The 13,534-nt window shown below is 42.3% G+C and carries 6 protein-coding genes; 5 read left to right on the top strand and 1 reads right to left on the bottom strand.

The window, feature by feature from the left end:
* The first annotated feature begins 391 nt into the window (after positions 1 to 391).
* Both ACH19P_RS15195 and ACH19P_RS15190 read left to right on the top strand, forming a co-directional pair.
* Entirely contained in the window at positions 392 to 1,558 is a 1,167-nt protein-coding gene (locus tag ACH19P_RS15195; protein WP_462159441.1) for a polysaccharide biosynthesis protein, read from the top strand.
* On the top strand, positions 1,524 to 1,913 hold the full coding sequence (locus tag ACH19P_RS15190) for a polysaccharide biosynthesis protein (RefSeq protein ID WP_462159440.1): 390 nt from the start codon (positions 1,524 to 1,526) through the stop codon (positions 1,911 to 1,913). The genes ACH19P_RS15195 and ACH19P_RS15190 overlap by 35 nt, the downstream gene beginning before the upstream one ends.
* Here ACH19P_RS15190 and ACH19P_RS15185 read toward each other — a convergent pair.
* Complete coding sequence (locus tag ACH19P_RS15185) at positions 1,884 to 3,623, bottom strand: tetratricopeptide repeat protein (protein ID WP_462159439.1); 1,740 nt, start codon at positions 3,621 to 3,623, stop codon at positions 1,884 to 1,886. The genes ACH19P_RS15190 and ACH19P_RS15185 overlap by 30 nt on opposite strands.
* A gap of 87 nt (positions 3,624 to 3,710) precedes the next feature.
* Here ACH19P_RS15185 and ACH19P_RS15180 point away from each other — a divergent pair, with 87 nt between their 5' ends.
* The 3 genes from ACH19P_RS15180 to ACH19P_RS15170 all read left to right on the top strand — a co-directional run bounded on the left by ACH19P_RS15180 (position 3,711) and on the right by ACH19P_RS15170 (position 13,438).
* Positions 3,711 to 5,087, top strand: coding sequence for a phosphohexomutase domain-containing protein (locus ACH19P_RS15180; RefSeq protein WP_462159438.1), 1,377 nt, complete (start codon positions 3,711 to 3,713; stop codon positions 5,085 to 5,087).
* Between the two features lie 74 nt (positions 5,088 to 5,161).
* Positions 5,162 to 8,989, top strand: a complete 3,828-nt coding sequence (locus tag ACH19P_RS15175; protein WP_462159437.1) for a DUF4214 domain-containing protein — start codon at positions 5,162 to 5,164, stop codon at positions 8,987 to 8,989.
* A gap of 144 nt (positions 8,990 to 9,133) precedes the next feature.
* On the top strand, positions 9,134 to 13,438 hold the full coding sequence (locus ACH19P_RS15170; protein WP_462159436.1) for a fibronectin type III domain-containing protein: 4,305 nt from the start codon (positions 9,134 to 9,136) through the stop codon (positions 13,436 to 13,438).
* Positions 13,439 to 13,534 lie beyond the last annotated feature (96 nt).

Genomic DNA, 13,534 nt, shown 5'->3' with positions numbered 1-13,534 from the left:
GTCACGCTTAGCAAAACTTGTTCGCTTACCATACACTTTTAAACTTGCACTCATGCTTTTGGTCGATAGTTTTTTTATTCTATCAGCTATGTGGATATCATTTGCGGTTGTGAGTCATGGTAAGTCACTATCACTCCCTATTTTTACCCAGGTAATTATCGTTGGGGCATCACTACTTTGCTTCATTAAGTTTGGCTTTTACAGGGCCGTATTACGCTATGTTAGTTACAAAGCCATTAAGTTTATAACCTTGGGGCTAGCCGCCTCAACATGCATTGTTTATCTTGCAGTGTTCCAATCCTCGTTTGATTTTCCTATTTTATTCACTCTCGTGTTTACGAGTTTTTTAACTATTTTTGTTGGCTCATCAAGAATTTTAATTCGTGCATCGATGATGAGTTACTCAGCTCGCAAGAAAGAACCTGTAATTGTGTATGGTGCAGGTTCCGCAGGGCGAGAGCTAGCTCGTGCCCTAGAAAGCGGTAACCAGTATTATGTATATGCCTTTGTTGATGATGATGAGCGTTTACATGGAAAAAGCTTTCATGGTATCGATGTTTATTCGCCAAAGAGAACAAAGTCCTTGTCCGCAGAGAAAGCAGTTACGCATGTACTACTCGCGATGCCAAGTGTTTGTGCGAAAAGGCGAAAGCACATTCTGACTCAACTACAGAGCCTATCCCTTAAAGTTTTAACTATTCCAAGTATTAGTGAGTTAGTGGATGGTGTGCACCAAATTGACCATATTGAGGAAATCGATGCTGCTGATTTACTTGGTCGAGATCCAATTAAACCAAATCAACAGCTTCTCGCTCAAGATATTTTTAACAAAGTTGTTATGGTTACAGGTGCTGGGGGCTCAATAGGTTCAGAGCTATGCAGAAAAATAATTCGTCAAAAGCCAAGTAAACTGATTTTGTTTGAGCTGTCTGAATATGGCCTTTATCGTATCGAGCAAGAGCTGAGAAAGTATTTGGTTGAACATGCATTGGATATCGAGCTCGTTCCGCTGCTCGGTTCCGTCCAGAAGCAAAACCGTGTCTTCTCAGTTTTAAAAACATTCAATGTGAGTACGGTATATCATGCCGCCGCGTACAAACACGTTCCACTTGTGGAATACAATATTATCGAAGGGGTGCGAAACAATGTTTTTGGAACCCTCTTTACAGCACAAGCTGCTATTGATGCGAATGTTTCTACTTTTGTGTTGGTATCGACAGATAAAGCAGTACGCCCAACAAATGTGATGGGTGCAAGTAAACGTCTTGCTGAACTCACACTGCAAGCGTTAGCAGCCCGCGATGGGGTTAAAACACGTTTTAGCATGGTGCGTTTTGGTAACGTGCTTGGTTCTTCAGGTTCAGTGGTACCGTTGTTTCGTGAGCAGATCAAACATGGCGGGCCAGTTACGGTTACTCACCCAGAAATAACACGTTACTTTATGACCATTCCAGAGGCTTCAGAATTGGTAATTCAAGCAGGTGCGATGGCCAAAGGCGGCGACGTGTTTGTTTTAGATATGGGTGAGCCTGTTAAAATTACCGATTCTTGCGACTAAAATGATTCACCTTTCAGGCCTTACAGTGAAAGGCGAGGATAACCCAGATGGTGATATTGAGATAAAGTACACCGGCTTACGTCCAGGTGAGAAGTTATATGAAGAGCTACTTATCGGTGAGAATGTAAGTGGTAGCGCACATCCGAGAATTATGACAGCGAATGAAATGTTCCTGCCGTGGTCTCAGTATAAAACACTTATGGACAGACTCGATGACGCTTGCCATGACTTTGATCACAGCCTAGTAAGGGACTTACTATTAGAAGCTCCTACAGCTTTTACGCCATCGTCGGAGATTAAAGATTTAGTATTCACCGAGGCGAAGCTAACCGGAAATGTTCTGCCGATCCGCTAGCGCCTTCAGTCGTGGGTAAATAGACAGTGCTTGCTCGTGGTTAGGGTTAAGTTTTAATAATGCCTCACTAGTTTCTAATGCAAGAAGCATCTTATTCAGCTTAATTTGTGTGATAAGCAGTGCATATAGGATGTTCTCTTGCTGAGGTTGTTGCTTAAGGCTTGCATGCAAGTGCTTTTCTGCACGGGTTAATTCGTTTGTATTTAGATAAGCAATCCCCATATTTGCATCTATTCTTGAGCGGATCAGCTGGTTTTTTACTTTTTTCAGCAACTCTTCACCTAAACTTTTTGCATTCTCAAAGTTACCATCTTCTACCAGCATTGCTAGATAATTAGAGCCTACATCTGGGCGTAGGTTATTACTGCTTAATTTGGCTGCTTTCTCTAGAAATGATTTACCTTTTTCTCTTTGATCTTGTTCGATGTATGCTAACCCCAGATTACTAAGAACACGAGTATGACGTGGATTTAGCTCGTACTCATTTTCGTAAAACGCGACTCTATCTTGCCACAATGAAACTCTTTCGTAGGTAAGGTAGCTTAGCAACACCAAAAGCGAGCACGAAGTAAGTGCTATAACACGCTTATAAGCGCTTGAAATGAATAACTGAGAGTATCCAAAAGCGGCCAATAGACATAAGCCAACATTCGCAAGGTAGGTGCGATGTTCAAATGCAAGATCTCGAATAGGAATAACACTCGATTCAACACTTAATCCAATGTAGTAAAAGAAAATAGCCAAACACACTAGTGGCAAACGCACCCGACACAAAAAAGCGGTAATTAAGAGAGATAAATGAATGAATGCAGCCCCTGCAACTTGCCATGAGCTGTAACTTTGTAGACTAACAGAATACTCTAATTGCTGACCTATCGGCCATAAGAATTTACCTATGTACCCTAACACAACCACTGACTGAACAGTTAAATATTCCAGGCGACTTATATCTGTAGTTTCACGGGACGCACTGTCCAGCGCGTCTATTATATTTGAGGGCAAAATTGCTAGAGCAAGTAATGCTAAACCAAGCAGTGAAGCAATGAGTGCTCCTAGCTTTTTGTTTGAGAGCGAAGCACTGAAAAAGACGACTTCTATTACGAAAAGGGCAAGTATAATGCTCGCAGCAGTCTGCTTGCTAGCATAGGCTAGTAAAGCAAATAAGGTTGTTGCTACAAACCCAACAATTGCTAGTAAAGGTAACCTACTGCTTAGTTTATTACGTGCCCAAACAAAAGAGATAAGTGATAGTAAATAGAACAGCGTACAAAGAAGAGTATAACGTTGAATTGCATAGACCACGGGTTGAGAGTTAAGCGGGTGAATAGCAAATAATAGCCCGCACACAAGCGCAACCATGGATGCGTGAGTAGGCTCTTTGACTACTTTCTTTGCCAGCAACCATGTAAGAATTGCGACGAGCGATGCGTTGGCTGCGTGAATAAGGTTATTTATAAAATGTATAGCTTGCGGTGAATCAAATCCTAATTGGTATTGCCAAAAAAAAGTAGCTAATCCGAGCGGTCTAGGACTATTCCAAAGGGCGACGCTGTCAAGCTCTTGAAGGATTCTGCTTTGAACAATGGATTCGTAGTCGTCGAGGTAAAATGGAACATCAAGTGATCCGTAATACAAAAAAAGCGATAAAACACCCAATGTGAGGAGGTAAATGAAGAGGTGTTTATAGTATTCGAAGTTCACATTTAGCATCGCCAATCCATAGTCTATTTATTAGATTTCAAACTTCATGGTAGCATAATCTCTGAGGGTAAATAACCATAACAATTGAGAGATACCATGGAAAACTTATCGTGCTTTAAGGCATACGATATTCGCGGCCAATTAGGCACTCAGCTCAACGAAGATATTGCCTACAGAATCGGTAGAGCATATGGAGAGTATTTTAAACCTAACACTGTTGCGGTGGGCGGTGATGCTCGTGAAACAAGCGAAGCTTTGAAATTGGCGGTTGCAAAAGGGCTTTGTGACGCAGGCGTTGATGTAATTGATTTAGGTTTGACCGGTACAGAAGAAACTTATTTTGCAGCGTTTCATTTACCGATTGACGGTGCAATTGAAGTAACCGCTTCTCATAATCCCATAGATTATAACGGGATGAAGTTAGTGCAAAGCGATGCTCGCCCTGTGAGCGGAGACTCTGGGTTATTTGAAATTAAGGCATTAGCAGAAAAGCAGCCATGGCTGTCTAACGAAGAAGCATCAAAAAATATTGGCCAGATCACAATTAAAGATCTGACCTCTGAGTTAGTACAACATTATTTCGAATACATTAATGTTGAATCGCTTAAGCCACTTAAATTAGTCGTGAATTCGGGTAATGGTGCAGCTGGGCACGTTGTTGACGAAATTGAGCGTCGATTTAAAGAGATGAATGTGCCCGTGGAGTTCATCAAGATTTTTCACGAGCCTGATGCAACGTTTCCTAACGGTATACCTAACCCCCTTTTACCAGAAAATCGCAGCGCAACTTCTGAGGCTGTTATCGAGCATCAAGCTGATTTTGGTATTGCCTGGGACGGGGATTTTGATCGCTGCTTCTTGTTTGACGAAAAAGGTGAGTTCATTGAGGGTTATTACATTGTGGGGCTCCTAGCTGAAGCCTTCTTACAAAAGCAACCGGGCGCAAAGGTTATCCATGATCCGCGCTTAACGTGGAACACAATAGACATTGCTACGCAGTGCGGCGGACTACCGATTCAGTCTAAAACGGGCCATGCTTTCATTAAAGAGCGTATGCGAGAAGAAGATGCAGTGTATGGTGGCGAAATGAGTGCGCACCATTACTTTAGGGATTTTGCGTATTGTGACAGTGGCATGATCCCTTGGTTGTTAGTCGCTGAATTAGTGAGCTTAAAGCAACAATCATTGTCATCGCTTGTTGCTGAGCGCGTCGCCGCTTATCCGTCACCTGGGGAAATAAACTCCACAGTAGAAGATGCTGATGTTGTTATTGAGCGAGTACTTACTCACTATGAACCACTGTCAATTTCAAAAGACACGACGGATGGGATCAGCCTAGAGTTCGATGATTGGCGATTTAATCTACGTAAGTCGAATACAGAGCCTTTACTCAGATTAAACCTGGAAACCAGAGGTGACTCGCAGTTAATGCAACAAAAGACTGATGAGCTTTTAGTGTTAATAAGAGCTTAATGGTTGCTCAACTTGTATACATGTTCGGCGGAGGAGGCTAAACTAAACGGGATGTTATTAAATGGATGTTGGAAATGCCCACACAAGTATTACGTAGTCTTGCCCTGTCGCTTTCAGTAGCGTTCAGTGCTCACAGTTTAGGTGCTAATTCGGAATTACTTTTTGAATTGGCACCGAACAACGCACACATGCAAACTCAAAGTGAACGAGAGTTTGCGGTCACACTCTCTGCGTCAACTCAACGACCAAGCCTTTCTCAATCGTTTGCTATTCCTATGCCTTCGGGTGAAGTGCTTGCAGCCAAAGTGATGCGAGAGTTATCGGCTGATGAAGCGCTTATCCATTCGGTTTTAGAAAGCGATAGACGATCAAGTTACGCAAGTAACGCGTCAGTTGCTGCGCTGGAAAATGGCTCAGGCTCATTGACGATAGTGGAGTCTGATGGACAAGTAAGTGGTATGCAGTTATTCGATAGCAAGTCGATGAAGTACTACTACGCATCAGTGGATGGCTCGGGCACTGCATCTTTCAAAGAAATCGATATTCATACCATTCAGTGTGCTGACCACCCTCACGAATCGCAAGTGAAGGTGCCTAAAGCGATTGCTAAGGAGTTCACTAATGCAGAAATACCAAGTGAAGTAAGTGTCGCAGGTGCGTCAATACCACTGACGCTTGCAAATGTTAAAAGCCTGCAAAGCCGCCCTGGGGCAAGCAAGGTTTTGTATATCAACAACTGGGGAGGTGTTTTAAGCGGTACTGCGTGGAATGATAATTTCAATGACAGTAACGACATACCATATGATCCTTACGACATTGATAGTGATACAGCATCATTTAGCAACGAAGAATTGTACCGGATGTGGCTGGCGTGGAAAGAAGCTGCTGAAGATTATGCTCCATTCGATTTGAATGTGACTACAAGCCAAGAAGTGTATGATGCAACTCCTATTGCTAATCGTTCGCAAATCATTGCCACTACGACAGCTACGAGAGACACATTTTATTCCGCAGCGGGTGGAGTTGCGTATGTCGGTATATTCGATAGAACTTCTGATTACTTGAAAACGGGTTGGACATTTAATAGCGGTACTGGCTCTATGGGCATGACCCACTCTCATGAATCAGGTCACCAAATGGGGCTAAGTCATGATGGTACGAGCTCTTTAGGTTACTACAGTGGCCATGGCTCTTGGGGGCCCATCATGGGCGCGCCATTTGGTAAAAAGTATGTGCAATGGAATAACGGTGACTACACTGATGCAAATCGCCAAGAGGATGATCTTGCGATAATACAAGGTATGGTAGACGTAGCGTCAGACAACATTGGTGATAGTTTTAGCAATGCTAAGTGGATCCCTCTAGGTTTACAAAATTTCAAATCGCAAATCACACCAAGTGGTTTATTCGTAGATAAAGACCTATATGTATTTACGCTTACAGAGCCCACGTTGGTAAAACTTAAAGTGATGAGCGATTTAGCCTATGAAGGTGAAAATTTTGCCGCAAACTTACCGCTAGCAGTAAAAATCTTTAATACAGCACATGTTGAAATCTATAGCTATGAAGTTTCTCCTGCAACATTGACACCCCAGCTAAATCAGGTGGATTACTTTGATGAATTAGCGCCAGGGCAATACTATGTCGAAGTATCAGCTTCATATCCAGATAGCAATCCTTCTACCGGGTTCAGTAGCTACGGAAGTGGAGGTGAATACCGTTTATCCCTTACTGAGGCTAATGGTGAGGAACAAGTTACCCTAAGTACAACGTTTGAAAACTTGAGTGCAGAAAGCTCAGGAGAAATCAGGGAAACATTTTTTGTCCCCAGTGATGCCTCAAATATAAATGTGAGCATTAACTCATCGACTGCGGATGGTGATGCCGATTTATACGTGCGTTTTGGACAAGCACCAACAACATCTGAATGGGACTGTCGTCCGTTTTTAGCTGGGAGTAACGAATCATGTAGCCCACTTGATACAAATGGTACTTATCATGTCATGGTGCGTGCCTATTCGGCATTTAGCAATGTAAACCTTACTTATAGTTTTGATGCCAGTGCTCAGGGAGATTTGGATGGTGACGGCCTTTCAAATTTCAGAGAAAATGTGGCAGGAACAAGTGCGTTTGATAATGATTCTGATGATGATGGTATTTTGGATGGCGACGAGTATTTTTACGGTCTAGACCCTCTAGTTGCAAACACCGGAGACTCTGACGGTGACGGTGTGTCAGATGTTGATGAAGCTGGTATGCATGGCATCGGGACCAACCCAAATAGCAATCTAGATGCTGACAGGGATGGTTTACCAGATGACTATGAGGTGTACTTAAACATCGCGAATCTTACATCTGCACAGTTATGGGCAGACAGTGACGGCGATGGGCTTGTTAAGGCATTGGAGTCAGTGCTGCAAACCAACGCATCACAAAAAGACAACGACTCATATCGTTATTTCAACGACCAAACCTACACAGACATGCTGACGCGCATGGCGCTGGCGCACATTCGTGGCACATTGCAAATCAGCGATACAGATTTGGCAACGTTGCAAAGTGATTTAGGCATTACCACGCAAACACCGGCATATGATGTTTATGCCAAGGTTGCGTCTCCGGATGCACTGCTCAACTTGAGTTTTATCGGTCGCGCTTATAAGGCGGTATTAGAACGCGATGCGGCTTATACAGGCTTAAATAGTTGGCGTTCAAAGTTAAATTCAGGCGTCACTGAGCTGCAAATGGTGACATCGTTCGTGAATTCGAGTGAGTTCCAGAGTAAATACGGTAGCCTAAGCGATGGTGAGTTCGTTGAACTAGTATTCCAAAATGTATTAGGACGTTCACCGAGTCAGAGTGGTTATGACTATTGGGTAGGTAAGCTGTCACAGCCGGGCTATACAAGGGCTCATATGATGTTGAGTTTTGTTAATACGCCGGAGTTTATGGATGCTCAGTCAACGATTCAGATAGTTAAGAACATTCACTTAGCAATGACAGGCCAGGTGATTGATTCAGCAGGTTTGGCTCGTCAAACGACAACATTTGATGACGAGGGGTATGCTTTAGAGAGTATTATGCGTGATAACTTGGTTGCGTATACATTCTTTAAGAATATGTCGCCACAAACTCAACTGGCGTCAAGAGATGATGATGCTGATGGTTTGCCATTGCGCGCGGAGTTCACGGACGGATTAGATAGCAGTGTAATGGATAATGGAGTAAATGACAGCACAGAAGCGTTGTTGAAACAGATTGCTCGCGAGTTAAACGATGAGTTCTATTCATTCCAAGCTATAGAAGATAAAGCGGCGTTGATTGATGCAGATAGTGGGGATACGCAGCTAAACAGTTTCATCCAAGGAGAGTTAGTGGGTGAAGGTTTTGAGGAGCGTAAGTCACTGGTTCGCTTATTTTATTCAGTGTTGGGTCGCGGAGTAGCAAGCAGTGGTTACCAATATTGGTTAGCACGCTTGGTGGAGGGCGAATTGACCTTAGAAGGGATAGCGAATATTTTTGCTGAGAGTGCGGAATTTGAAGCGCGCTTTGGAACGGACTTATCCAACAGTGAGTTTATAGATGTTGCATTTATGAATATTTTCAACCGGGCAGTAGGCGCTTCAGGAAAGGCGTATTGGTTGGATAAGCTGGACAATGGAATGAGTCGAGGAAAGTTTGTAAGTCTTCTGAGTGAGTCGGCAGAAAACGTAGGTAACAATGTCAATAGAGATACGGCGGAAGTACTACATCTTACATTGTTGAGATTGGCTATTACAGGTGCTCAACAATCAAGCTTTAATACAGCAGTGAGTGGTTTGAGTGGTGCAGCGTATGATGAAGCAGTGGCAGGCTATGCTGTTGACTTAATCCGCAGTACGGCGTTTATTAATCGCTTTTAATGCTATGTAATCATTGATTTAAAGGGTCACAAAAAGTGGCCCTTTTTTATGTACATCACATAAGCAAATACCTTGTAATTACCTCTCTTGTTCAGTTATTATTCACAAGAATATAATACTCAGCCAAACCACAAGAGGCTCACGATGGATCGACGCCATGCCTTAATAAGGATGTTTTTTGTCCTTGTTGCTACTATTTCTACCAACCTTTTTGCCGCTGTAACCGTTGAAAAACGTGTCAATATAGAACCAATTATCGGCGAAAAACTCACAATTCGTAGGTTATCCAACCCATCCAGCGATGGAAGTAAGGTCGCCTTCACTTCATTCTATAATGGTTCAGATGCTCTTTATATTAGAACGCTGTCAGAGCCCGGTGCTGAAGTACAAGTTGAATCAGCGCTACCTCAAGGAAGCTTTGAGTCACTAGCGTTGAGTGATGATGGTCAGTCAGTTGCAGTTTTAACTTCTCACGCAGTGAATGAAGAAGATGACGTTAATGGCTACAGAGATGTGTATATTTTCAATACGGAATCAGGCGCTTATACACGTATCTTAAGTTACCAAAACACAGAGTTAGATAGAGGTATTGACTCTATTATATCCATAAAAAGTGGCGAAGGGTTCTTCTTTACTTCCAAGTCTTTAGGTGTGGTGGAGAACGATAATAGTACAGACAGTAAGCTTTATTTCTATGATTTCGCTCAAAGTTCTGTCGACTTAGTTTACGATGATTTGCAAAGCCAAACATGGATACATGACACCTCCGCGGATGGAACCGTTATTTTACTTCGCAAGGGGAGTGAGTTTGCTTTACTTCAAAGGGAAACAGGAGAAGTGGCAACCATTCCAAATGTATATTACAGCTACAGTAGCCAAATCTCTTTATCCGGTGATGGTAGCCGTATCGCTGTCTTTGACCGTTCCCACCAGTCGGTGTCTATGTATGACGTAAATGGTTCGATCAAAAACTTGGTCAATATAGAAAATGCAGCCTTATTTTTAGATAGTTTGGATGATGTTAACTCAAGTGGCAGCCAAGTTCTTTTATCAACTGACTATTGGTGTAACGGGAGTTACAGTAGTCTGTCGTGTAATACTGTATGGCTTTATGACTTTAGTGATGAACGCTTTGTGCGTGTTATTGGTGACATAGATAAACACTTTTACTTTTCAGCAGATAATCAGATTATTTATTCTCAAGACTATAATTATTTATACGCAACGAATGTAGAGGCCCTTAAATCAACTTCAGTTAGCAATGCAAGCGGCGGTGTGAGTGCAACCACTAACTTAGTCGGCCAAATAGATATTGCCTTACCACAATCCGAAGAGCAATTTTTTGCTATTTATAGAACTTCAGAGTCAGACCCAGACAGTCGCGAACTATTAACTATGACCTCCGGTGTTGAAAAGTTTATTGACTACCCCCACACCGACGAGGATTTTGTCTATGATATAGAACCATGTAACTGGTACTTCGTATGTACACAATCGCTTGAAGCTGCTGGCTCTGCAATCAAACCTCAAAATCCGAGAGAGTTAAGCATTGATGCTAGTAAAGCGCTATCATGGGAGCAAATTGACTTAGCGACTAAGTATAACGTCTACTCGATTCAAAATGAGCTAGTATCACAAGATACAACGAGTTCTAATCGATATAACTTTTACAGTGTTTATTCGAATACCCAGTCTTTATATGTAAAGGTTCAAGCCTGTGCCTTTAATCTGTGTGCAGACATGCCAGCTTGGCAAAGCCTTACGATTCCGCGGGGACAGTTAGAGATAAACTCAGAACTAGATGTGGGGTCTGGGAGCTTGATTCTGACATGGGATATGCCTTTAGCTGCTTATTTTATTGTTTATTCATCAAATTCTGGACAGCAGTTTGTTCAGCGCTCTAAATCTAGCAATAATTATTTTTTGGACCCAAGCCCTTCTTACGGCATTGAGTATCGTGTTGTTGCATTCGACTATAATGATAGCGAAATTGCGAGGAAGCACTTCGTTTTTTCTGGTAATCAGATAGATGTGAGCACTCCCTACTTGCGTGCAGAACAATTCATCGAGCCTGGTTATGTTAATCTCACATGGACAAATAACTCAAAACACTTAACTAAGATTTATCGAGCAGACACGGCTTTTGGACAAAAGCAGCTGATTTTTTCGACGCAAGGCGAGAGAATTGGTGCCTACAAAGATGCGATAGAACCAAGTCATAATAGCTATTATTACTGGATAGAAGCTTGTTCAGATAATAAATGCATGCGCTCCGAAACTACCAAGGTATCTATTGACCAGTTTTTTCACGGCGAACATATAAAGCTTGAAGCAGACTCTATTGCTGGTGGTCATGCAATTGAGCTGGGGTGGGATTTACCATTGAATTCTTTAGATAGCCTGTATATAAGTCGCAATGGCAACATTCTAGAGCAGTTTCAAGCGTCAACAAATAAGTATATAGACACCGAAGTGACTCCTGGGAGAGAGTACTCTTATCAACTTTTTTATTCTTTCGGTTCATCAGCTCTGCGCTCTAACATAGTTACAATTACACCGAAACTTTATACCGCATCAGATGCCTATATATCTGAAACGCCTCAGTTAAAGCCCTTGAGTAACTATGAATTTGATTCAGTTGAGTTTGTGACTACGAATAAACCTACCAACGCTAAGTTTCTAAGAGTCTTTACAGTCGATATTGGGGGTAGTAAAACCTTTTTTGGGGAATATGCCAATGAACGATTTAGATTGTATGGTATGCCAATTGGTAGTGCAGTCACGGTAACTGCTCAGTGGTGTAACTATAACCATTGTGGCCCATTGTCCAGTGAGGTGACAGGCACGACATCTGACACAGTGAGTGTTCCCCTGAAAACGGCCATTTTGGACATAAGCAAACAATCGACAAATTTAGGTGGCGTCGAACTCTCTATAACATGGGAGTCTTCCGAAAATGCGGCTTATTATGTTGTAGGGTATTCTGATGCTCCTTATTCGGAATATATACAAGGAAATATCAGCGTTCCAGACACTTTGTCGTTAACAACGATTCCTTACGACCGAACACGCTATTATCGAGTGAAAGCGTGTAGTGCTATCGGTTGTTCTGGATGGAGTGACCCAGTTGTTTACCACTCAGAGTATAGCTCTTCACGACCGTTATCGTATATCTACGATATTAGAACTAATGGGGTTGATGAAATATCAGTTGGTGTGTCTTCAGAAGGGTACTCTAGGAAAGTGTATGTTGCGGCTAGTATAGGTGGAGAAAAAACCGAGGTTCCTGTCAGTAACGTGAATGATAGGTTCATCTTTACGCCTTCTGATATGCAAACAAAGTATTACTTCTGGGTGGAAACCTGCTTTAATGCTACGCAGTGTGAGCTGAACGAGCGTTTTAAAACGTTTAACCCAGTATTATTACCCCAGACTCTGCCAATACCTGATCTTTATACTCGCCAGGGCTCAGCACCGGGGAGAGTGGACTTGATAAATAAGAATCACAGTACCGAGACGCGCCTGCATATTCAATATAAAACTTCTGACTCTGCGCAGTATAGTTCAAGAGAATCCTCGGCGATTGCCACTTCTTTCTATCTTTCTGATAGCGATTTTGCTGGAACTCTCATTAACTTTAGGGTGAAACAATGTTCATTAATTGATTCATCTCATTGCTCTGAAGAGAGAACGCTTTCAGGTCTTACGTTACCAGAATACACAGATACATTTTCTTTGGATTCTTCGATTTACCAATCAGGAACAAGTACTGTTTTAGCAAGTTACAAAGGTAAATCCGGAGTATACAACGCTGCGAGCGGTATTAGGTCGACACAGGGCCTCTATTATGGGAAAGGTTTTGAGCTTGATTTTGATATTTATTTAGAGCCTAAGCTGCAGCAACAATATGGTATCAACTGTGAAAACTTGTTTAGTGTGCGTTTGGGGACGAGTAACGATGCTGGTTCCGAATTAATTAGGAATGTGCTCTCTATCAGTCGTCCGGAGGGGGGATGTGGTTATCAAAGCTCCACATCGCAGCTGGAAATTAAATTGTCTCAAAGTGAAAATGTTGAAACCTATGCTATTAAGGCGGAAACCTGGCATAGGATAAAGGTCAAGCGAGAGGCTGGTAGTGATGATGTTTCTCTCTACATAGACGGAGAACTTGAGTTAAGGGCGCCAGTTGGAGAGCGATTAGATAGTCATTTTGAAAAACTTGGTGTCGAGAGTAACGGTATGTTAACAAGCAACCTTGCGTTTAGCTCGTTAATAGATTTGACTAGTGATAACCCTCCTGAGGGCTACCATTATCGTTACTCAAATAGTAATTCGGTTAATTTTACTCCGCCAGCAGGAGTGGATGTTGTCTCTGCAAATATACGTGTATTTAAAAGAAGTAACATTTTTGAATATATTTCAAGTAAGCATTTGGATTATCTCAGATAAAGCAGGGAAGTACTGAGTTCCCCATTTATACAGCGGGTGACTATATTTCAACTATTGAGTTTTGCGACACACTGGGCAGATGCTCACCTTCTAATA

Source organism: Pseudoalteromonas sp. GB56, assembly GCF_054923835.1.
This window is presented reverse-complemented; position numbering and strand designations above follow the sequence as displayed.

Excerpts from the sequence above, each read along its gene's own strand:
- ACH19P_RS15195 (WP_462159441.1), top strand. The coding sequence starts at position 392 with ATGATGAGTTACTCAGCTCGCAAGAAAGAACCTGTAATTGTGTATGGT.
- ACH19P_RS15185 (WP_462159439.1), bottom strand. The coding sequence starts at position 3,623 with ATGCTAAATGTGAACTTCGAATACTATAAACACCTCTTCATTTACCTC.
- ACH19P_RS15180 (WP_462159438.1), top strand. The coding sequence starts at position 3,711 with ATGGAAAACTTATCGTGCTTTAAGGCATACGATATTCGCGGCCAATTA.
- ACH19P_RS15175 (WP_462159437.1), top strand. The coding sequence starts at position 5,162 with ATGCCCACACAAGTATTACGTAGTCTTGCCCTGTCGCTTTCAGTAGCG.
- ACH19P_RS15170 (WP_462159436.1), top strand. The coding sequence starts at position 9,134 with ATGGATCGACGCCATGCCTTAATAAGGATGTTTTTTGTCCTTGTTGCT.